At 71.1% G+C, this 21,216-nt stretch carries 20 protein-coding genes and 1 pseudogene; 10 read left to right on the top strand and 11 right to left on the bottom strand.

The genetic code is table 11. The features are described from left to right. Positions 1-46: 46 nt before the first annotated feature. Entirely contained in the window at positions 47-904 is an 858-nt protein-coding gene (locus tag ACIBJH_RS27205) for an aldo/keto reductase (RefSeq protein ID WP_399119484.1), read from the bottom strand. 289 nt (positions 905-1,193) lie between these two features. Between ACIBJH_RS27205 and ACIBJH_RS27200 the strand changes: the two genes are divergently transcribed. Both ACIBJH_RS27200 and ACIBJH_RS27195 read left to right on the top strand, forming a co-directional pair. Then, on the top strand, positions 1,194-1,898 hold the full coding sequence (locus ACIBJH_RS27200) for a hypothetical protein (RefSeq protein WP_399119483.1): 705 nt from the start codon (positions 1,194-1,196) through the stop codon (positions 1,896-1,898). Between the two features lie 138 nt (positions 1,899-2,036). Next, positions 2,037-2,924, top strand: a complete 888-nt coding sequence (locus ACIBJH_RS27195; RefSeq protein WP_399119482.1) for a Gfo/Idh/MocA family protein — start codon at positions 2,037-2,039, stop codon at positions 2,922-2,924. On the opposite strand, the gene ACIBJH_RS27190 is transcribed toward ACIBJH_RS27195, so the two are convergent. The 3 genes and pseudogenes from ACIBJH_RS27190 to ACIBJH_RS27180 all read right to left on the bottom strand — a co-directional run bounded on the left by ACIBJH_RS27190 (position 2,925) and on the right by ACIBJH_RS27180 (position 5,917). Further along, positions 2,925-3,293, bottom strand: coding sequence for a hypothetical protein (locus ACIBJH_RS27190; RefSeq protein ID WP_399119481.1), 369 nt, complete (start codon positions 3,291-3,293; stop codon positions 2,925-2,927). Positions 3,294-3,419: 126 nt separating this feature from the next. Continuing rightward, positions 3,420-4,305, bottom strand: a pseudogene (locus ACIBJH_RS27185) (GNAT family N-acetyltransferase). A gap of 310 nt (positions 4,306-4,615) precedes the next feature. Beyond that, positions 4,616-5,917 (bottom strand): hypothetical protein, encoded by a 1,302-nt coding sequence (locus ACIBJH_RS27180; protein WP_399119480.1) that lies wholly within the window; start codon positions 5,915-5,917, stop codon positions 4,616-4,618. A gap of 201 nt (positions 5,918-6,118) precedes the next feature. Between ACIBJH_RS27180 and ACIBJH_RS27175 the strand changes: the two genes are divergently transcribed. The 3 genes from ACIBJH_RS27175 to ACIBJH_RS27165 are packed head-to-tail and all read left to right on the top strand — an operon-like array spanning position 6,119 to position 9,757. Continuing rightward, positions 6,119-7,090, top strand: a complete 972-nt coding sequence (locus tag ACIBJH_RS27175; RefSeq protein WP_399119479.1) for a formylglycine-generating enzyme family protein — start codon at positions 6,119-6,121, stop codon at positions 7,088-7,090. Beyond that, entirely contained in the window at positions 7,087-8,373 is a 1,287-nt protein-coding gene (locus tag ACIBJH_RS27170; protein ID WP_399119478.1) for a cation:proton antiporter, read from the top strand. The genes ACIBJH_RS27175 and ACIBJH_RS27170 overlap by 4 nt, the downstream gene beginning before the upstream one ends. Positions 8,374-8,398: 25 nt before the next feature. After that, on the top strand, positions 8,399-9,757 hold the full coding sequence (locus ACIBJH_RS27165; protein ID WP_399119476.1) for a diacylglycerol/lipid kinase family protein: 1,359 nt from the start codon (positions 8,399-8,401) through the stop codon (positions 9,755-9,757). On the opposite strand, the gene ACIBJH_RS27160 is transcribed toward ACIBJH_RS27165, so the two are convergent. Next, the gene (locus ACIBJH_RS27160) at positions 9,723-10,661 is read right to left on the bottom strand and encodes a hypothetical protein (protein ID WP_399119475.1); all 939 of its coding nucleotides are present in this window, start codon (positions 10,659-10,661) and stop codon (positions 9,723-9,725) included. The two genes, ACIBJH_RS27165 and ACIBJH_RS27160, sit on opposite strands and share 35 nt — an antisense overlap. 133 nt (positions 10,662-10,794) lie before the next feature. Here ACIBJH_RS27160 and ACIBJH_RS27155 point away from each other — a divergent pair, with 133 nt between their 5' ends. After that, a complete protein-coding gene (locus ACIBJH_RS27155; RefSeq protein WP_399119474.1) occupies positions 10,795-11,637 on the top strand; it encodes a YhjD/YihY/BrkB family envelope integrity protein in 843 nt (280 codons plus the stop codon). Between the two features lie 5 nt (positions 11,638-11,642). On the opposite strand, the gene ACIBJH_RS27150 is transcribed toward ACIBJH_RS27155, so the two are convergent. From ACIBJH_RS27150 to ACIBJH_RS27135, 4 genes are read right to left on the bottom strand one after another with little or no spacing between them, the layout of a single operon-like run. Further along, positions 11,643-11,936, bottom strand: a complete 294-nt coding sequence (locus ACIBJH_RS27150; RefSeq protein ID WP_399119473.1) for an SHOCT domain-containing protein — start codon at positions 11,934-11,936, stop codon at positions 11,643-11,645. Positions 11,937-11,973: 37 nt separating this feature from the next. After that, the gene (locus ACIBJH_RS27145; protein WP_399119472.1) at positions 11,974-12,393 is read right to left on the bottom strand and encodes a DUF6325 family protein; all 420 of its coding nucleotides are present in this window, start codon (positions 12,391-12,393) and stop codon (positions 11,974-11,976) included. A gap of 25 nt (positions 12,394-12,418) precedes the next feature. After that, positions 12,419-12,826, bottom strand: a complete 408-nt coding sequence (locus ACIBJH_RS27140) for an SHOCT domain-containing protein (protein ID WP_399119471.1) — start codon at positions 12,824-12,826, stop codon at positions 12,419-12,421. Positions 12,827-12,866: 40 nt separating this feature from the next. After that, entirely contained in the window at positions 12,867-15,224 is a 2,358-nt protein-coding gene (locus ACIBJH_RS27135; protein WP_399119470.1) for an arylsulfatase, read from the bottom strand. 244 nt (positions 15,225-15,468) lie between these two features. On the opposite strand from ACIBJH_RS27135, the gene ACIBJH_RS27130 reads away from it, so the two are divergent. Beyond that, positions 15,469-18,159, top strand: coding sequence for a LuxR C-terminal-related transcriptional regulator (locus tag ACIBJH_RS27130; protein WP_399119469.1), 2,691 nt, complete (start codon positions 15,469-15,471; stop codon positions 18,157-18,159). A gap of 105 nt (positions 18,160-18,264) precedes the next feature. After that, the gene (locus tag ACIBJH_RS27125) at positions 18,265-18,462 is read left to right on the top strand and encodes a hypothetical protein (protein WP_362982661.1); all 198 of its coding nucleotides are present in this window, start codon (positions 18,265-18,267) and stop codon (positions 18,460-18,462) included. Between the two features lie 41 nt (positions 18,463-18,503). On the opposite strand, the gene ACIBJH_RS27120 is transcribed toward ACIBJH_RS27125, so the two are convergent. Further along, on the bottom strand, positions 18,504-18,908 hold the full coding sequence (locus ACIBJH_RS27120) for an SHOCT domain-containing protein (RefSeq protein WP_399119468.1): 405 nt from the start codon (positions 18,906-18,908) through the stop codon (positions 18,504-18,506). Between the two features lie 177 nt (positions 18,909-19,085). Between ACIBJH_RS27120 and ACIBJH_RS27115 the strand changes: the two genes are divergently transcribed. Together ACIBJH_RS27115 and ACIBJH_RS27110 are read left to right on the top strand one after the other, a co-directional pair. Continuing rightward, a complete protein-coding gene (locus ACIBJH_RS27115) occupies positions 19,086-19,364 on the top strand; it encodes a hypothetical protein (RefSeq protein WP_399119467.1) in 279 nt (92 codons plus the stop codon). 80 nt (positions 19,365-19,444) lie between these two features. Next, complete coding sequence (locus ACIBJH_RS27110; protein WP_399119466.1) at positions 19,445-20,761, top strand: DUF2254 family protein; 1,317 nt, start codon at positions 19,445-19,447, stop codon at positions 20,759-20,761. Here the strand turns inward: ACIBJH_RS27110 and ACIBJH_RS27105 are convergent. Continuing rightward, a complete protein-coding gene (locus ACIBJH_RS27105) occupies positions 20,758-21,174 on the bottom strand; it encodes a hypothetical protein (protein WP_019070061.1) in 417 nt (138 codons plus the stop codon). The two genes, ACIBJH_RS27110 and ACIBJH_RS27105, sit on opposite strands and share 4 nt — an antisense overlap. Positions 21,175-21,216 lie beyond the last annotated feature (42 nt).

Raw genomic sequence — 21,216 nt, 5'->3', positions numbered from 1 at the left:
TTCTTCCCTTGCCCGCCGCAACTACACCTCCGGCGTCACCGCCGCCTCAGGCTGCGTCCAGCTCCGCGAACTCCTCGGCGGAGAGCGTCAGTTCCGGTGCGGCGGCCGAGTCGCGGATCGTCTCGGGACGGCTGGAGCCCGGAATCGGTACGACGACCGGCGACTTGGCGAGCATCCAGGCCAGGCACACCCGCTGCGGGCTGACGCCGTGCTTCTCGGCGATCTTGGCGAACGGCGCGTAGGCGGAGCCGAGTTCACCGGCGCGGCTGATACCCCCGAGGGGGCTCCAGGGCAGGAACGCGATACCGAGTTCGTCGCACAGCTCAAGCTCCGGTTCGCTGGAGCGGAAGGCCGGGGAGAACTGGTTCTGCACAGAGACCAGCCGTCCGCCGAGGATCTCGTTGGCGAGCCGGATCTGCTCCGGGTTCGCGTTGGAGATCCCGGCGAGGCGGATCTTGCCCGCGTCGAGCAGGTCCCGGATCGCGCCGACGGAGTCCGCGTACGGGATCCTCGGGTCGGGGCGGTGGAACTGGTAGAGCCCGATGGCCTCCACGCCCAGTCGGCGCAGGGACGCCTCGCAGGTCTCCTTGAGGTACTCGGGGCTGCCGTTCAGGGTCCAACTGCCGTCCCCGGGACGGAGATGCCCGCCCTTCGTCGCGACCAGGACGTCCGCGCCGCGGTCGTGCGAGGCGAGGGCCTTGGCGATCAGGGTCTCGTTGTGTCCGACCTCGTCGGCGTGCAGATGGTAGGCGTCCGCGGTGTCGATCAGCGTCACGCCCGCGTCGAGGGCGGCGTGGATCGTGGCGAGGGAGCGTGCCTCGTCCGGCCGTCCCTCGATCGACATGGGCATACCGCCCAGGCCGATCGCACTGACCTCGACGTCACCGATACGGCGGGTGTCCATTGCTCGTGCTCCTCTTCCGGTCTTCCGGCTGTCGCGCAGAACCGTGCCGTCCCGCCCCGCCCGACGACCGATCGGGTCGCGGGCAGGCAGGGCACGTCCTCCAGCCTCTCCGTCCCCGGTCCGCAGGTCCAATAGAAGAAATCGAACGCATCCAGCAGCGGGACTGCTCAATGACCGCGCGGCCGCGACGGGTGCCGCGTTTGTCAGGACTTCTTAAGTCGCGCATGAGCGTCTCCACAGGTACGGCGCCCAGGCTCGGAGTAGTTGCACCGGCGAAGGGAGCCCCACCATGGACAACCACGACCTGCTGTCCCGGAGAGGCACGTGCCTCATGGCCGCCGGGCTGGCCTGTGCGGTGGCGGGAGCCGGGCTCGGCAGTACGTCCGCCGTCGCGGATTCGTCGTCTCCCGCATCCGCGGCGACGGCCTCGCCGGCTCCGACGCCGACGAGTCCGGAGGGCGGCGGCGCCCAGGCCGACCCGTCCGACGGCGGTGCAACCGGCATCGTCGACGCCACGACCACGTCGGGCTTCACCATGACGACCGCCACGGGCGTGAAGGTGACCGTGACCGAAACCTCCGCCACGAAGACCACCGGCGCCCCGGCCGAGGCCGTGCAGAAGGGTGCGAGCGTCCTCGTCCTCGGAACGGTCGACAGTGCGACCGTCGCCGCGACGCGGGTCGTCGTCCAGCGCGGCGGCGACGGCGGAGCGGCGGCCGCCGCAGCGGCGGGAGTGATCGCCTTCCAGCAGGGCACACCGTCCCCCGACAAGTCGGTCGGCCGCATCCCGGACTACACCGAGGGCGAAGGCACGATCATCAACGGCACGACCGCCTACAAGGCGATCAAAGCGGCCCAGGCCGTCGTCCCCGGCGGCGTCAACGACCGTGTCGTCGAACTGAGCGACGGCGAGTACGAGGTCCACAACATCAGCGTCAACTGGCCGCACCACGTCTTCGTCGACAAGAATTTCAAGGTCGTCGGCTGGGAGTAGGCGCCGCCGGGGCTTGCGCACCTGCCCCGTTCGTATGGCACGCTCACCGGCGACCGGCCGCTCGGAGCGACTCCGGTGGTCACCAGGTTCGCCGCGCGGATGCACACCCGTGAATCCGCCCCGTGGAGAGGCACCGCCATGCGCATCGGACTGCTCGGCACCGGCCCCTGGGCACAGATGGCACACGCCCCCGCCCTCGCCGGGCACGCGGAGTGGGACTTCGCGGGGGTGTGGGGCCGCCGCCCGGACGCCGCCAAGGAACTGGCCGACGAGTACGGCGTCCCGGCCTACGACGATGTGGACGCGCTCCTCGCGGACGTGGACGCCGTCGCCGTGGCCCTTCCGCCGTCCGTGCAGGCCGAGTTGGCGGTGCGGGCCGCGCGGGCGGGCCGGCATCTGCTGCTGGACAAGCCCCTCGCCCCGACGGTCGAACAGGGACAGGCCGTGGTCGACGCGGTGCGGGAGGCCGGGGTCGCGTCGGTCGTGTTCTTCACCACCCGCTTCCTGCCCGAGACCGAGGCGTGGATCGCCGAACAGGCCGCCGCCGAGGGCTGGTTCACCGCCCGGGCCGAGTGGCTGGGCTCGGTGTTCACCAGCGACAGTCCGTTCGCCGCCTCGCCCTGGCGGCAGGAGAAGGGCGCGCTGTGGGACGTCGGCCCGCACGCGCTGTCCGTGCTGCTGCCGGTGCTCGGTGACGTCCGCCGGGTGGCGGCGGCCGTACGGGGTCCCGGGGACACGGCCGTACTGGTCCTCGACCATGTGGGTGGTGCGTCGAGCACGCTCACTCTGAGCCTCACGGCGCCGCCCGCGGCGGCGGGGGTCGCGGTCGAACTCCGGGGCACGGCCGGGGTGACCAGCCTCCCGGACCGCGCGGGCAACGCGGTGTCCGCCCTGAGCCGGGCCGCCGACGCGCTGGGCGAGGCCGTCCGCACGGGCCGACCGCACCCGTGCGACGCGGCTTTCGGGCAGCGGGTCACGGAGATCCTGGCGCGGGCGGAGGCGATGGTGACCGGCGAAGCCGGCTGATCACTTGCCGCCGGGCGCCTCCGCGTCCCCGTCCTCGTCGTCCTCGAACGGCTCGTCGCTCCACCGGAACCAGGCCCGCTCCCCGTCGATGTGCAGCAGGAACTCGGGCACGGGCCCGTCCGACGAGGTGAGCGTGACCTGTCTGCGGACCTCGTCGTAGACCTCCTCCCACCGCGTCCAGTCGTCGTCCGCCTGGGCCAGGGCGAGTTCCCGAGCGAACAGGTCCCGTACGGCGTCGAAGGCCGGACCCGCGGTGAACTTGCCGGACAGCCAAGGGAAATCGGCGTCGTCGATCAGGATCTCCCCGACCAGTTCCCCGACCGTCTCCTCGCCGCCGCGCACCTGCCAGACCTCGCCGACGAACCCCATGCCCGCCTCCATCCCGCCGTAGAGCCATGTGCCGTGGATCGACCTGCCGCCAGCATGGCACCCGGCACTGACAGTCGGCCCGGCACGGATCACGGGCCGGGCCGACTGCTCTACTAACCGACGCGTCTACTCGACGAACTGGAAGTGGGCGCGCTCCCGGATCACCGGATAGCCGACCGCGGCGAAGTGCGCGGCCATCGGGAAGTTGCCCTGGTCCGTGGCGGCGGCGATGAACTCGGCGCCGCGCTCGGCGAGATAGTGGGTGCACTCGGCGAGCAGGTCGCGGGCGTAGCCGTGGCCGCGCTGCTCCGGTACGACGCCGATGAACCCGACGCAGGGGCCCGACGGGTTACGGGCCGGGATGTGGATGCCCACGAGGTCGCCCTCGGGGGTACGGGCCACCTGCCACCACTCGCGCGGGGACGGGCACCAGCGGAAGAAGTCGATCTCCTCCTGTGCGGCCTTTTCGACTCCCCCTTGGCTGGTGGCCCGTTGGGCGTGGGCGTCCAGGGTGACGGAGTGGATGCGGCGCAGTGCGTCGAAGAACACGGCGTCGTCGGGTTCGGGGGCGAAGTCGAGGCGTCCGGGGCGTTCGGGCAGGTCGCACTCCGGGGTCCATCGGTAGATGAACCGCTCGACGAGGAAGTCGTAGCCCGCCGAGCGAAGTGCGGTGAAGCGGGCTTCGGCGGCGGCGCGGGTCTCGGGGCTGTCGCGCCAGCCGGGAGGGAGGTTCAGCTCCGCGTCCACTCGCCAGGGCACGCTGCGCAGGAGTTCGGCGCCTGCCTCCTCCTCGCCCTCGATCAGGTCGAAGCAGTCGACGGTGTTCGGTGTCGTCGGGGCCACCCCACCAGGCGGCGCGCGCGACGACCGTGCCGTCGCGCAGGGCCACCCGCTGCCAGTCGGGCCGCCAGGTCGTCAGCCGGTGCGCGGCTCGGGCGCCCAGCGGATCGGGAAGTGCGTCGAAAAGGTGCGCGTCGTTCTCGTCGAGCGCGCGAATGACCAGATCGGTCATGGACTGATTCCTCCGGGATGCGTACTGCGTGAAGCGCTCCCGGTCAGGTCAGTCTTGGCACACCGGGTCAACAGGGAGGGAGCGCTGGGGTGTTGTGAACCTCATGGCACTCGCCTCCTTCCGTCGGTCTCCGGGCGTGCACGCAGACTCTAGGGAGTTGATCTCCCATCTGTCCACCGCATAAGGAGTTCCAGCGATGCGCCGGTCTGGGCCTGGACGGCGCTGAACGTCGGGGCCGCCCAACCCCGCACCTGCGCGGCGCACAACCGGCGGAGTTCGCGGAGTTCCTCAGGCGGTACTCGACAGTGCGTCAATCAGCGGCGGGAGCCCCTGCCGTCCGCTCCCTGCGACCGCTCGCCGCCACCAGGGCGATCACCGCGAGCACCGCCAGGAAGACGAGCACCAGGAGCAGCACCGTCAGGACGGTGGGGTGATTCCACAGGGCGAACAGCAGGGCAAGCAGCAGCAGGAAGCCGATCGTGAGCCGACGCCGGTTGTCCGCCGTCCACGTCCCCACCCGGCCGGTCCGGATGTCGTGGGCGTCCGCCCACCGGGCGACGGAGTCGGCGGTGTGCTCGGACCTGGTCCGCACGGCCCGCGCCCCTCGGCCGGGCCCCACGAAATACGCGCCGAGGGCGACGACCACACCGAGCACGATCACGGTGCGCAGCGTGACCCGCAGGAAGTGCAGGAGATGGTCGAAGACGGCTGCCGCGGCCGCCTCCGACTGCACCTGCGGGGGCAGATGGTCCAGGTAGTAGCGACGGGCGACGACCAGGCCGATCGCGACGATCAGGGCAGCCCCGGCGGCACCCAGGGCGGTCTTCGCCAGGGCACGCCGGCGTCCGTACGCGAGGAACACTCCCGCCGCCCCGAGGACCACCGTGAGCACCGGCATCCAGGTACCGACCACGTCGAGGGCGTGCGCCGCGTTCTGCATGCGCTTGAGCTGATCGGACTTGAAGAGCACCATCTGCTTGTTGACGTCCGGGATGTTCTCGGCCGGTGTCAGACCGGCGTCGACGAGGTCCTGCTTCACCCGGTCGACGGCGGTGCCGACATCCAGCGTCACGGTGCCGTCGTCGACGCCGACCGCGCCGCGTCCCTTCCCGGTCAGGGCGTGCACCACGGCCGCGTGGGCGGCCCGGTTCGCCGAGGTCCACACCTTCTCGAACCTGTCGCTCCGGACGAAGCGCGTCGCCACCTTGTCCGCGGCGCCGGTCACGGCGGCGTCCAGTTGCGGGGCCAGCCCCCGCACCGCCCGGGCCGCGGTGGGCGGCAGACCTTGCGACTGCAGCCAGGCCGCGAGTTCGGCGGTGGCGCGCTTGCCGTCGACCCGTACGTCGACGGCCTGGACGATGCGGTTGCGCGCGGCGTCCTCGATCGCCGGGTCGGAGGCGAGGGGTTTCACCGTGGCGACGTAGCGGTCCGTGTCGAGGACGATGTCGTGCACCCAGACGGTCAGTACCGACACCGGGACCAGGACGCAGGTGAGGACGATCAGAACCGCCGACGCGACCTTCCGTACGATCCGGCCGGTGGTGGTCGACCGGCCGGCCGGCGATGGGCCCTCCGGGCCAGGGGCCTGTGATGGTTCCCGCGGGCTGGTCATCCGTCCTCCAGGCGTGGGGCGCGGCCTGTTGTGGCTGCCGTTGGTATCCATTGCTCCCGATCCCAGGACATGCGGCATCCGGGGTGCGCCATCCGGAGTGCACACAGGGGTACGGCGGCCGTTCGTCGTGTCGATGCCGAGCACGCCGATGCCAGGTCGGATCATGCACAGGTCGGCATATTCGATCCCGATTGGTGCCCAATGTCGGAAAATGGATCAGCCGGACGGTGCTGCGCTCCGTCGCGGGGCGAGTCGCCGCGGCAAGTGACCGCGACAGCGCGGTCCGCAGCCCCGGCCGACGCCTGGGCGGTCGGCATGGTGCACCTGCCGGGCGGCCCGTTCCTGATGGGCGCGGAGGACGACTGGGTCGTTCCCCAGGACGGAGAGGGCCCCGTTCATCCGGTCCGTCTCGTGCCCTTCTGGATCGACCGCTGCGCGGTCACCAACGCGGAGTTCGAGGAATTCGCCGACGCGACCGGGCACATCACGGATGCCGAACGCTACGGCTGGTCGTTCGTCTTCGCCGGGCTGCTGCCCGACGACTTCCCGGACACCCGCTCGGTCGCCGAGGCCCCCTGGTGGCGGCAGGTGTACGGGGCGTGCTGGCGCCACCCCGAGGGCCCCGGCTCCGAGCTGGAGGAACGCGCCGAACACCCGGTCGTCCACGTCTCGTGGAACGACGCCACCGCCTACGCCGCGTGGGCGGGAAAGCGGCTGCCGACCGAAGCGGAGTGGGAGTACGCCGCCCGCGGCGGTCTCGAACAGATGGTGTTCCCCTGGGGCGACGAGCTGGAGCCCGGCGGCGAGCACCGGATGAACGTGTGGCAGGGCATCTTTCCCGACCGCGACACCCGCGCGGACGGCTGGTACGGAACGGCGCCCGTCACCACGCACCCGCCGAACGGACACGGCCTGCACAACATGTGCGGCAACGTCTGGGAGTGGTGCGCGGACTGGTACTCGCCCGCCTACTACGCGCGCAGCCCGCACGACGATCCGCCCGGCCCGTCGTTCGGCGTGGAGCGCGTGATCCGAGGCGGGTCCTACCTGTGCCACGCCTCCTACTGCCGCCGCTACCGCGTCGCCGCCCGCAGCTCCAGCACCCCCGACAGCAGCACCGGCAACCAGGGGTTCCGCTGCGCCCGCGAAGCCACACCGGTGAGGTCCCGGTGAGCGGTGGCAGTGCGTGGACCGGGGCGGCCGTGGCCACCGTCACGGCGGGGTACGCGCTCGTCTCCCGACGGCTCTCCACGACCGCCGTGTCGGGGCCCATGGTGTTCGCCGGATTCGGGGTGGCCATCGGCCCGCTCGGGCTCGACCTCCTCGACCTGGAGCACGACGCGGGACCGGTGCTCACCCTGGTCGAAGCGGCCCTGACACTGGTCCTGCTGACCGACGCGATGTCCGTACGACGACGTGATCTCCAGGTCGGCGGATTCCTTCCCGGCCGGCTGCTGGGGATCGGACTGCCGTTGACCATCGGGGCGGGCTGGCTCCTGGCCTGGCCGCTGCTGCCGGGGCTGACCGTGTGGGAGCTGGCGCTGGTCGGGACGATCCTGGCGCCGACCGACGCGGCGCTGGGCAAGACCGCGGTCTCCAGCCCGCGTGTCCCGCCACTCGTGCGCAGCGGTCTGAACGTCGAGAGCGGCCTCAACGACGGGATGGCGCTGCCCTTCTTCCTGCTGTTCCTCGCGGCACTGCCGGGAACACACGCCTCGGAGGAGGGAGTCGCCGGGGTCTTCTGGCGTGCGCTCGTGGTCAGCACCGTGCTGGGCCTGGCCGTCGGAGGGTTCGGCGGATGGCTGTTGTCCTGGTCGCGCGGGCGGGGTTGGGTCAGTGGGACCTGGTGTCAGGTGTTCGTCCTGGCCGTGGCGGCGGGCTCGTACACGCTGGCGGTCGTCGTCGACGGGAGCGGGTTCATCGCGGCCTGGGTGGCCGGCTTCGCCTTCGGTGTCTCCCAGCGGCGCTCCACAGCGCCGGAGCCCGCGGACGAGGGTGCGGACACGGCGCGGCTCGCCGAGCAACTCGCCGAGTTCATGGCGTCGTTGAGCTTTCTGGTGTTCGGTGCCGTGCTGCTCGGGCCGGCTCTGGAGCACCTCGACTGGCGGATCGTCACGTACGCCGTGCTGAGCCTCACGGTGGTGCGCATGCTGCCCGTCGCCGTTTCCCTGATCGGGAGTCGGCTGGCCCTTCCCACGGTCGGCTACATCGGGTGGTTCGGGCCGCGCGGACTCGCGTCCGTCGTCTTCGGGCTGCTGGTGGTGGAGGAACAACACGTGCCGGGGGTTCGGCTCATCGGCCGGGTCGTCGCGGTCACGGTCGCACTGAGCATCCTGCTGCACGGCATGTCCGCCGTGTTCCTCGCGAACCGGTACGGCGCCTGGCATCGGAGGGCCGCCGCCGCGCGACCACACCTGCGTGAGGGGACACCGGAGGGGAACTCCGGCACGCGCTAGGACAGAGACGAGTCACGGAGGAATCATGGGTGGAGACGACACAGGGCATCGCGGCAGCAGCAGGACGCAGCGGTGGGCGGCACGGCTGGCGATCGCTGCGGCCGTCGTCGCCGTGGCTCTGCCTCTCGTGGTCGCGGGTTTCCGGAGCCTGGGGCTGGCCGCCGTCGCGTTGGCCGGGCTCGCCCTGAGCGCGGCCGGGCTGTGGTGGGCCCTCAGCCGCAGGGGACTGGTCAGGTGGCTCGCGGTCGCCCTGGCCGTGGCCGTGCAGGGGGCGGTGATCGCGCTCTTCGTGGCTTTCGGCCTGTTCTGGCTCGTGATCGTCGTTCTCGTGCTGTGGGCCGTGGTGTGTTTCGAGGGCTGGGCCGCGCTCACCGAGGACGGCGGACGTGTCGCTCCGGTCGAATACCGCACCCCTGCGCCCGAGCGCCCGTTCCTCATCATGAATCCGCGCTCGGGCGGCGGGAAGGTCGGGAGGTTCGGCCTGCGGGAGAAGGCCGAAGCCCTGGGCGCCCAGGTCGTGTTGCTCGACCCGGCGCACCCCCGGGACGTCGCCGCGCTCGCCCGGGACGCGCTGGCGAACGGTGCGGACCTTCTCGGCGTGGCGGGCGGAGACGGCACGCAGGCCCTGGTCGCCGACGTGGCGGCGGAGCACGACGTCCCCTTCATGGTGATCTCGGCCGGTACCCGCAATCACTTCGCCCTCGACCTCGGGCTCGACCGCGAGAACCCGGCCACGTGCCTCGACGCGCTCGCCGACGGTGTCGAACTCCGTGTCGACCTCGGGCGCGTCGGAGAGCACACCTTCGTCAACAACGTGTCGTTCGGCGCCTACGCCGAGGTCGTCCAGAGCCCCGCCTACCGGGACGACAAGATCGGCACCATTCTCCGGATGCTGCCGGACGTCCTGACCCATCACATCGGCTCCCGGCTCAGGGTCCGGGGCCCGGGAGTCAGCATCGACTCCCCCCAGGCCGTGCTCGTGAGCAACAACCCGTACAGCACGGACGACCCGGTGGGCCTGGGGCACCGGGAGCGACTGGACACGGGTGTCCTCGGAGTACTGGGCGTCAACGTCGACAACGCGGCCCAGGCGGCCGAACTGATCCGTGGCCGACGCTCGTCCGGGCTCACCGTCGCCACCGCGCAGGACGTCGTCATCCATGCCGACACGCCCGAGGTGGAGGTCGGCATCGACGGCGAGGCGCTCTCCCTTCCCACCCCCGTCCGATGTGCGATCCGCCCTCAGGCCCTGCGCGTACGTGTCCCCCGCAGTCGGCCCGGCGTACCCCGGACGCGGCCCCGTCTGGACTGGCGGCGACTGCGCGATCTGGCGCTGGCGCACGGACGGGTCAGCGGCGGCGCAGGTACCACACCAGCGCGGTGATCGCGGCGACGGCGAAGACCGCGAGCAGCATCACGCTCCAGTGCTGGTCGCCGAAGCGAAGGTCGGCGGCCAGCACGACGCCCACGATCACGACCGGCACCAGGCACGCCAGCAGGACCCGCACCGTCACCAGGAGAAGCCCCGGGCGCAGCGTGGCCCGCCGCTCCGCCGGACCGCTCGTAGGCAGCACGCCGGTCCCGCCGTGCAGGGCGAAGTGCCGGGCGGCGACGCCGGCGAGCTCGTTGGTCGCGCGCCGGTACGTCTCGGCGCAGACCGGAACCCAGACGAACGGCACCACGAAGCCGACGAGGACCAGCGCGATCACGCCCACCCACACCGCGGCGCTACGCAGCCTTCCACGCGGATGTTCCTGGGGCGTGACGAGACCGATGAGGTACGCCAGTCTCCTGACGGTGCTCCACCAGCCGGCCTTCGCCTCGCCGCCCCCGGCCGCGGGACGTGCCTGCCGCAGCGCCTCCTCGGCCTGCACGACCGTCGGATGGACGCCCTGGATCACGAGGAGGTCGGCCACGACCGTCTCGTCCCCGGGGTCACGGCCGGACAGGGCCGCGAGTTCGAGCACCATCCGCACCTGGGCGAGCAGCGCACCGCAGAACGCGATCGGCAGCAGCGCCATGAACGGGCCGCCCAGGAAGGAGCCCTCCACGACGGAGGTGCGAACTCCCCGGCGCACCACCTGGTGTGCCCATTCAGCGGTGTCCACTTGCTGTTCCGGTCCCCCGGGCTGTGGCTGGGCCATCCGCTCCGCGGCCGGCGGGCCGAGGAGTTCGACCGCGAACACGGCCATGCGCTCCGGCATGTGCCGCGGATCCGCGCGGACCGTACGCAGCAGTTTCCTGGCCGCGCCGGGAGTATGACGCCCCGCTGACTCGCCGTCCTTCACCTGCCGCACGCTAGCCAACCCGGCGCGTCTTTCCGCTTCGCCGATCTCTCTCACCGGTTGATTCACCCGGATGAAGCGCACAGGGCGCGAGCCCCTGAAGGCGGTGGCGGCCTCTCTGTGCGAGGAATGGACTGTGAATCGTAAGCAGCTCGGGGACTGGGCGAGGGCGGCTCAGGACATGCCCCGGCGGACACCGGTGATCGGGCGGATGCTCGGCCGGCTGATCAGCGTGAACTGGATGGACGCCAGCGCGCGGCTGGCGGCCCAGACGTTCCTCGCCGCGCTGCCGCTGCTCATCGTGGTGGCCGCGTTCGCGCCGAAGGCCGTCAAGGACACGCTGGTCGACTCCGTCCAGGCCATGCTCGGGAGTGACGCGCCGGTCGAGGACATCGAGAAGACGTTCGGCGCGCAGGGCGGCACGAAGGAGACGTACGGAGCTGTCGGAATCGTCGTCACGCTCATTTCGGCGACCGCCCTCAGCCGCGCCCTGCAGAGGGTCTGCGAACGCTGCTGGGATCTGCCCAAGGCCGGCACTCGAATGGCCGCATGGCGCTGGCTGGCGTGGCTGCTGGGCTGGCTGGCCACGGTGCTGTTGCAGGCTCCGTTGCGCCACGGCTTCGGAGGCGGCACCTGGCTCGGTGTCCTGCTCTCGCTGGCGACCTCCGTGCTGCTGTGGTGGTGGACGCAGCATCTGCTGCTCGCGGCGCGCATCGGCTGGCTGCCGCTGCTGCCCGGAGCCGTGCTGACGGGCGTCGGCATGGTGGCGTTCGTCTACGCGTCGGGTCTGTTCATGCCCGCGACCATGAAGCGGAGCATCGACCAGTTCGGTTCCCTCGGCTACGTGTTCACGCTGCTCTCGTGGCTGATCGGGTGCAGTTGCGTGGTCGTCGCCGGAGTCGCGCTGGGCCAGGTCACCGCGGTTTCGGGGCCGTTCCCGCGGTGGCTGGGCACTCCTGCGGAGGGCGAGGAGTCGTAGGTCCGTCAGCCCCTGAGGATGCGGTCCTTCTGGACGGCGAACTCCTCGTCCGACAGCACGCCCTGCTCATGGAGCTTGCCCAGGCGTTCCAGGTTGGAGATCTCCTCGTCCGTCAGCCCCGAGGACGCGTGCGCGGCGGCTTCCGCGTCGGGCACGGTCTGCTGTGCGGCGGCACGCTCGGCCCGGTGCCGGGCGACCCGGCCGGAGACCGCGCTCGCGGTGCCGGCGGCCACCGCCGTACGGGCGGCCACTCCCACGAGGCCGGGACGATCGCGACGCGCCAGACGGCGACCCAGCATGGCACTCACCTTCCCTTTCCGGTGCGGGTGTACCGCCTCAGGCGGCATCCTGGTACGCCCGCTCCACCACTTCGGCGGGGATGCGCTCATGTGCGACGAGCCGGCCCCCGGCGCGGCGGACCGCGCCCGCCATCCCGGCGGCCCAGGTGTCCTCCCACAGGAGGAGGGCCGCCGACGAGTCCGGCGGGAGTTCCCCGGCGACCAGGTCGAGGTCCTCCCGGGTGAACAGCCCGCCGACCTCTCCGTCGATGTCGTCGAACACCGATGCCTCCGTGGGGTCGAGGGCGTCGAGCTCGATGTAGGAGACGGCGCCGTCCGCGTCCTTCTTGACGAAGGTCAGATCGAGGATCCGCACGGTGCCGCTCGCCACGAGAGCCTTCAGCTCCGGTGCGATCTCGCCCCGGAAACGGTTGCCGGGAAAGGCGACGACGACGTATTCGACAGGTCCCACGTCCATGGCTGTGCCCCTTCCTCACCCACCGTCAACCGGCGAGCACCTTCTCCTTGGCCTGCTCGTACTCGGCGTCGGTGATGTCCCCGTGGTCGTGCAGACCGGCGAGCTTCGAGAGTTCCTCGACGTGACCTGTGGGTGCGGGCGTGCCACCGCCGGTGTTGGCGGCCTCCCGGACGTAGGCCTGGAATTCCTGTTCGTTCCTGCGGGCCCTGCGCATCTCGCGCTCTCCCATGCCCTTGCCGCGGGCGATGAGGTACACGAAGCAGCCGAGGAACGGCAGGACGACGCAGAAGACCGACCATCCGGCCTTGCCCCAGCCGCTCATCGAGTCGTCCCGGAAGATGTCGCCGAAGACGCGGAAGAGCAGCATGAACCACAGGATCCAGAGGAAGACCCACATGATGGTCAGGAAGGCGTTCAACAGCGGATAGTCCATGATCCTTCTCCTTGGTACGGCGTCATGGGCACTGACTTGATCACTGGCGTCCCATGGCGATGCGGATGCGGTCCTCGGGCCGGATGAAGTGGTCCGCGTCGTTGGGCCCGGTGTCGACCTGGACCCAGTGGATGTCTCCGGTGAAGGCGCCGTCGGGGCTCCCGTAGTCGGGGGCGACCGGAGTGCCGGTGTCCAGGCCCACGTCGGCGGTCTCGTCGGCGGAGAACAGGAACGGCAGCGTGTGCTTGACGCGGCCCTCGCCCACGTTGTCGCCGTCGTAGTAGAGGGAGACGGTGCCGCCCTTGCCGAGGCCGCCGCCGTCGTAGGCGAACTCCATCCGTACCTGGTGTTCGCCGGAGGGCAGCGGGCGCTCGGCCTCGACCTGGGCGATCTCCAGGGCGCAGAGGTTGTACGCGAACTTGGCCCGGCCGTGCCTGGTGTACAGGCTCCAGCCGCCGAAGCTGCCGCCCTGGGCGAGGATCACGCCCTCTACGGGACCGTCGGTCGAGGCGATCTCCGCGGTGACGGCGAAGGACTTGTTCTTGACGTTCACCAGGCTGCTCTCGGTCAGCCGTCCCATGCCGCCGTACAGCAACTGGTGGTCGGAGCGGATGAGTTCGGGCCGTCCCGCGATCTCCGCGTTGAAGCGTTCGGCGGTCCGGTCGTCCATGGGCAGGACGTTGTAGCGGGTGGCCTCGATCAGCCAGAGCCGTTGCAACTCGTGCAGTTTCCCGGGCATTTCGGCGGCCAGGTCGTGGGCCTGGCTGGGGTCGGTGGAGCCGTCGTAGAGCTCCCACACGTCGTCGTCGAAGGCGACCTGGCTGCCTGTCGCCACCCATGGGGTGCGGTGCTTGGTGACGGCGGACCAGCCCCTGCGGTAGATGCCGCGGTTGCCGAACATCTCGAAGTACTGCTGGTCGTGGCGCTCGGGCGCGTCGGCGTCCTCGAAGCTGTAGAGCATCGAGATGCCCTCCATCGGCGACTGCTGCACGCCGTTGACCGTGGTGGGCTCGGGGATCCCGGCCGCTTCGAGGATCGTCGGGGCGACGTCGATGAGGTGCGTGAACTGGCCGCGGTTCTCGTCGTTGGCCCGGATGCGGGCCGGCCAGTGGACGATGGTGCCGTTGCGGGTGCCGCCCCAGTGCGAGGCGACCTGCTTGGTCCACTGGTAAGGCGTGTCCATGGCGTGCGCCCAGCCGACCGCGTAGTGGTTGTACGCCTCCGGGGTGCCGAACTTGTCGATGCGGGAGGCCATGAACTCCGGGGTCTCGATCCCCGCCATGCCGTTGAAGGCGAGCAGCTCGTTGAAGCTGCCGCGCAGGCCTCCCTCGGCGGAGGCGCCGTTGTCGCCGGTGATCACGTACGTCAGCGTGTCGTCGAGAATCCCCAGCTCCTCCAGGGCGGCGAGCAGCCTGCCGATGTGGTGGTCGGTGTGGGTGAGGAAGCCTGCGTAGACCTCCATCTGCCGTGCGAGCACGGGCCGGAGCTCCGCCGGGATCTCCTCCCAGGCGGGGATCTGCGCGTGGCGCTTCGTCAACTGGGCGTTCGGCGGGACGACTCCGAGCTCCTTCTGCCGGGCGAGGGTGTCCTCCCGGATCGCGTCCCAGCCCATGTCGAAGCGGCCGCGGTAGCGGCCGGACCACTCCGTGGGCACATGGTGCGGTGCGTGGGTGGCGCCCGGTGAGAAGTAGCAGAAGAACGGGCGGTCCGGCATCAGGGTCTTCTGCTGGCGCACCCAGCCGATGGCCCGGTCGGTGAGGTCCTCGGTGAGGTGGTAGCCCTCCTCGGGGGTCTTCGGCGGGTCGATCGGTGACGTGCCCTCGTACAGCGCGGGTTCGTACTGGTTGGTCTCGCCGCCGATGAAGCCGTAGAAGTACTCGAAACCGCCGCCGCCCGTGGGCCAGGCGTCGAAGGGGCCGGCCGGGCTGGTCTGCCACACGGGGACCTCGTGGCACTTGCCGAACTGGGCCATGGAACAGCCGTTGAGCTTGAGGATCTCCGCGAGGGGCGCCTTCGTGTTGGGGCGCATCGAGTTGTAGCCGGGCGCCGAGGTGGCGATCTCGGTGACGCCGCCCATGCCCACGGAGTGGTGGTTGCGGCCGGACAGGAGGGCCGCGCGGCTCGGGAAGCACAGGGCGGTGGTGTGGAAGCGGGTGTAGCGCAGGCCGTTGCGTGCCAGGCGGTCGAAGACCGGGGTCTCGCAGGGGCCGCCGAAGGTGCTGGGGGCGCCGAAGCCGACGTCGTCGAGCATGATCAGCATGACATTCGGCGCCTGCTCCGGCGGCAGCAGCGGGCGGATGGGCGGGAACGAGGTGTCCGGGTCCTTCGCGTCATACGTGATCGGTCCCAGACGGTGCACGTCGGGGATCGGGAGAATCTGGCGGTGGGTCTCGGACATGAGCCGTGCCTTCCTTCCAGGTCGTCCCGGTGGGGCCACGCTTTCCCTGCCCCCCACGGTGCGCCGGCGTCGCGCCCGGGCGCCTCACCCGTCCCGGGTGAAGACCGGCGCGGCTGTGCGGCCGGCCGCATGTCGTCCGGGCCAGCGGGCTGACCAGCATCCTTTGCGGCATTCCGGGCCTGGGGCGATGATCAATCGGTAGGCGTTTTTCCGGACTGCGAACTGCGGTGTTGCGGTGAGTGCCATGCCCGATCCGACCTCCGACGGACATGGGGACGCTGCTGCCGAACACCTTGCGCCGAGCGGTGATCCGCTCCTGGCAGCGCGGTTCAGCGTGCCGGTCCCTCCACACACGTTCGTGCGCAGACCGCGGCTCGTCGAGCGGCTGGCTCTGGGCAGCCAGGTACCCGTAACCCTTGTCAACGGGCCCGCGGGCGCGGGCAAAACACTGTTGGTGGCCGACTGGATCGCCACGGAGGGTCCGCCGAGCCGTCCGGCGTGGCTGACGGTGGAGGCCGAGGACAACGCCCCCGGCGTGTTCTGGACCTATGTGCTGGAGGCCATGCGGCGCCTCGGCCTGGGTCCGCCGGACGCCGTCGGCAGCCCGGCACGCGCCGGCGAGGTGGACCACTCGCTGCTGGCCAGGCTCGCGGCCCATCTCAGTGAGCTGACGGAACCCGTCGTGCTGGTGCTCGACGAGTTCGACCGCGTGGCGGGCTCGACGGAGATCGCCGACGAGCTCGAGTTCGTGCTCCGCCACGTGGGCGACGGGCTGCGTCTGATCCTCATCAGCCGTACGGAACCGCTGCTGCCGTTGCACCGCTACCGCGCCGCCGGCCAGGTCACCGACATCCGCGGGGCCGACCTGGCGTTCCTGCCGGAGGAGACGGCCGAGCTGCTGAGCAGGCACGGCATGCGGCTGCCGGAGCGTGGCGTGCGGGCACTGACCGAGCGGACCGGGGGCTGGGCAGCCGGGCTTCGGCTCTGCATCCTGGCGGCGCAGCAGGCCGAGGATCCCGACGTCTTTCTGAAGAACTTCGAAGCGGGCCAGAGCACGCTCGCCGACTTCCTGCTCGCCGAGGTGCTCGACACGCAGCCGGCCGAGACCCAGGACCTGATGCTGCGCAGCAGCATCCTCGAACAGATCCACCCCGACCTGGCCAACGCCCTCACGGGCCGTGACGACGCGGACCCGATCCTCGCCGGGCTGCAGCGCGCGAACGCGTTCGTCGGACCCGTCGGCCACTCCTGGTACCGGCTCCACCCGCTCTTCGCCGAGATCCTCCGGGTCCATCTGCGGGTCCGGTGCCCGGGGCTCGAACCCGAACTGCACCGGAGGGCGGCACGCTGGCTCAGCGAGGCGGGGATGTTCGCGGAGGCGCTGCCCCATGCCGCGGACGGCGGGGACTGGGAACGCACATCGCACCAGTTCGTCGAGGAGCTGGCGATCGGGCAGCTCCTCACGGGGCTGGATGCCGAACGCCTCGACCGGCTCTTCTCCCAGATGCCCCCGGCCACGCCCGGTCCAGCCGCGGATCTGGTGCGCACCGCCCGTCATCTGACCCGCCACGACGTCGACCGCGGGCTCGACCATCTGCGCCGCGCCGAGGACAACCTGCACAACGACGGCCCCCCGTCCCCGGCGCTACGACTCAGCTGCGCCGAGTTGCGGGTGCTCGCCGCCCGGATGACCGGCGCGGCCGATCTGGCCGAGGCCGCCGCACAGGACGTGGAGGCGGCGCGGCGCGCCGTTCCCGCCGAGCGCCTGGAAGCCCACCCCGAGCTGCGCGCCCTGATGCTCACCGACCTGGGATCGGCCCAGCTGTGGGCGGGACGCTTCGACGCCGCCCGGTCGACGCTGTCCGCCGCCGTACAGCTGCACAACGGTCCGCACACCGCGCTCCCCCGGCACGAATGTCTGAGCCGGCTGGCGCTGATCGACTTCCTGCGCGGCTGGCCCGACCGCGCCGAGAGGCATGCCCGGGAAGCGGTCGCCGAAGCGGAGCGCGGCGGACTGCCTCCCGCCACCCGTACCGGAGTCGCCCAGCTGGTGCTGGCCGCCGTCGCCCTCGACCGTGACGAGCTCGCCGCCGCACACGCCGGCCTCGACCAGGCCGCCGCCTCCACGGCGGCCGCGCACGATCCCATCGTGCGCGCGGGCCTGACCCTCCTGCGGTCGCGCCTCCTGCTCGCCAAGGGCAACCCCGAAGCGGCACTCCGCGTCCTGGACGAGCTGGAGGAACCGCACTCCGTCGCCGAGCCCTCGCCATGGGTGTGCGACCGCACGGCCCTCACGATGGCCGGCGCGCACCTCGCGGCAGGCCGGCCGGAGGTCGCCATGGAGATCCTCGCGAAGGACCCGGCCGCCGGGCCGGAGAGCGTGGTGGCCGCCGCCCGCGCCCGGCTTGCCCTCGGCCGCGCCGAAGAGGCGCTGGACCTGCTCGCCGCACTCCCGGGCGGACCGGACGAGGGTCCCGCCGTCACGACCAGGGTGCTGCTGGCGCAGGCTCAGGCCGCCGACGCGCTGGGCAACGGCTCGGCGGCGGAGCGCCTGACCACGAGAGCCCTGTCAAAGGCCCGCCCCGCGCGACTGAGGCGGCCGTTCATCGAGGCCGGGCCGTGGCTACGGCACCTGGTGCACCGCCGGCCGGAACTGACCCGCGGGCACGACTGGCTGCCGCCCGCGCTGGTGGTGCACACCCGGGTACCTCACACGCACGGCACAGGCCCCGACCTCCTGACCGAACCACTCAGCAGTCGCGAGCACGAGGTGCTGGAACGGCTGGCCCAGACGATGTCGACGGAGGACATCGCCGCGGACCTCCATCTGTCGGTCAACACCGTCAAGACCCACCTCAAGAACATCTATCGCAAGCTCGCGGCGACCCGGCGGAGCGAAGCTGTGCGGCACGCCCGGGAGCTGCACCTCCTGTGAGAAGGCGCCGGTCACCTGGGACGGGTGATGCCGCCCACCGTACGGCGGCCGCAGCATGGAGCGTGTGGCCTTGAGCCGCCGTACGACTGCGAGAGAAGCATGCTCATGCGATACGAGATCCGTGTCGACGGGGAGATGTCCCACACGATGACCGAGGCGTTCCCCGAGCTCGAAAGCGTCGTCGCGGCCGGGCAGACCGTGCTGTCCGGGCAGATCGCCGACGAGGTGCAGTTGTACGGCCTGCTGACGCGTTTCCAGTCACTGGGGTTGCACGTGGTGGAGATGCGCCGCCTGCATGAGTGATCCGGCCCGTGCGGCGGACCGGATCAGGGGGACGAACCCACTCAGGCGGCGAGCACCTTGGACTTGGCCTTCTCGTACTCGGCGTCGGTGATGTCGCCGTGGTCGTGCAGGCCGGCGAGTTTGGCCAGTTCGTCCGCCTTGTTGGCGCGCGGTGCCGTGTTCTCGGCCGCCGCCTTCTGCACGTAGGAGCGGAACTGCTGCTCCCGGGCCTGCGCCTGCTGCACGTCCCGCTTGCCCATGCCCTTGCCCCGGGCGATCAGATAGACGAAGACGCCCAGGTAGGGCAGTACGCAGACGAGGAGGGTCCAGCCCGCCTTGCCCCACCCACCGAGCTTGTCGTCGCGGAAGATGTCGCCGATGACCCTGAACAGGAGCATGAACCACAGCACCCACAGGAAGAACCACATCATGGTGAGGAACGCGTCGAGCAGGGGGTAGTCGGACATGTTGACCTCCGATGGCCGCAGCCGAGTGGTTTGACGGCACCACGTTCCACCGGCACGGCAGGCGGCGGATCACCCGGTACGGGTGGCCTCCCGGACGGCACGGTGGCCGCATCCTCACACCAGGAGCCCGTTCGACCCGCGCACCACGTGGTCGACATGCGACCAGGAGGCAGAGCCATGGCAACGGATCTCGTTCCCGGGACGGCGAACCTCGCGGATGCCTTGGCGGCCGTGGAGGCCGCGTACGGTGAGCTGAACGCCGGCGACGGCGCCGATGAGCGGTCGCTGCGGCGGCTCCACCAGTGCGCCGAGGAGCTGGCCGAGGCGACCGTCCGGCACGGGCACCGTCCCGGAGTCATCAGGCTCGACGAGCCGTGGAACCTGCCGGAGCGGCTGCGTCACCGCTACGTCGCGGCGGATCACGGGGCGCACTGGATCATGCGGCACTGCCACTGAGGTGTCCCGGCCCCCGTCGGGACCGCCGAGGCGGTGTGGCACGACGCGCGCGAACGACGCCCGGCTCTTACGGTGATCGCGTGGAGCTTGAGCCGTGGCACACGCGAGGTCCCGTCACCACGCCCCGCGTCAGGCGCCTGGCCGCGTTCCTGAGTCCGGCCGTGGCGGTGGCGACGATGGCGGCGGCGGTCGGACTCGGCCTGGGACTGCCGCACTGGGAGGACTCCCTCCCCCAAGTCGGTCTCACCTACGACTCGGGAACCGCCGCGACGACCCTCGCGGCCATCGCGGGCGGCATGATCACCCTGTCCGGGTTCGTCATCACCGCGGTCACCCTGGTCATCCAGACCGTGCAGAACATGTCTCCCCGGCTGATCGGGGTCATCGGCCACTTCCGCCGGTCGCTGGCCGTCGTGGGGCTGGTGACCGGCACCGCGGTGTACGCACTGGTCGTGCTGGCCCAGATCCGGCCCGACGAGACACCGCGCCTGTCCGTGACGGTGGCCGTCGCCCTGGTGGTCGTCGACACGGCCGTGCTGCTGCAGAGTCTCACCGGGCTCCGGCACCTGGTGACCGGCGGCGGGCTCGCCCGGGCGGTGGGTGAACTCATGGCCGGGTCGATCGACGCCGCGCTGCCGCCCAGCGGCACGGCGGTGGCTTCGGGCACGGCGGACGGCTGGGCCTCCGGATCGGCGGTTCCGTTGGTGCACACCGGGCGGTCGGGTGTCGTCCGGAACGTCGACGAGCGTCGGCTGCTGCGCATCGCGACGGACCGGGATGCCCGTGTCTCGCTCACTGTCGGCCCCGGTGACCATGTCGGTGAAGGCACGGTCCTGGGGTATGTGCACGGGCCGGCGCCGTCGCGCGGATCACGTCCCGTGCCCCTGCGCCGCCTGGCCTCCTGCGTACGCGTGGACCGTGTCCGCTCCATCGGCCAGGATCCGGCGTGCGGCCTCAGGCTCCTCGCCGACATCGCGATCCGCGCGCTCTCACCGGCCGTCAACGACCCCACGACCGCCGTGCAGGCACTGGACCAGATCGAGGAGACCCTCGTCCGGCTCGTCGCGCGTCCGCTCGGCGTGACCCTGGTGACCGACGCCGACGGGACACCCCGTCTGCGCCGGTCGGCACCGGGATGGCCCGAGCTGGTGAGTCTGGCGCTGGACGAGATCCTCGACTACGGGTCGACGTCCTTGCAGGTCGTACGGCGCGTACGGGTGCTGCTCGACACCGTCGCCGAAGCCGCTCCCGACCGCCGTCGTGCCCCGCTGGCCGAGCGCCTAGCCCTGCTGGACCGCCTCGCCCGCGCCTTCCGGGATCCGCTGCTCGTCGCGGTGGCGGAGGGTGCGGACCGGCAGGGACTCGGCGGGGCAAGGGCCCCGTCGAACCCTCGCTAGCCGTTCTGGTCCTTCCGCTGGACCACGCACAGCGCCCAGATGACGAACCCGTAGAGGGCGATCAGGGTGAGCGACCAGACGGGGTAGTACGGGATGGAGAGGAAGTTGGCGATGATCAGCAGCGCCGCGATGCCCACTCCGACGACCCTCGCCCAAGTGGCCGTCGCGAACAGGCCGAGGCCCACGATCATGGCGATCACGCCGAGCGACAGCTGGATCCAGCCCCAGCTCGTCAGGTCGAACTTGAAGACGTAGTTCGGGGTGTTGACGAAGACGTCGTCCTGGGCGATCGCCATGATGCCCCGGAACAGGTCCAGGGTGCCGGCGACGAACAGCATCACCGCGGCGAACAGTGTGAGTCCGGTGGCGGCGGACTGAACCCCCGCCGAGCGGTGGTGGATGGTGGTGGCCATTGCGGGACCTCCGTTCCTCGTACGGCTGCAGCCCGCAGCCGC

Origin of the sequence: Streptomyces sp. NPDC050548 (assembly GCF_044457385.1) — a bacterium.
Lineage (GTDB): Bacteria > Actinomycetota > Actinomycetes > Streptomycetales > Streptomycetaceae > Streptomyces.
Note: the sequence above shows the minus strand (reverse complement) of the source record. Positions and strands in the feature narration are given on the sequence as shown.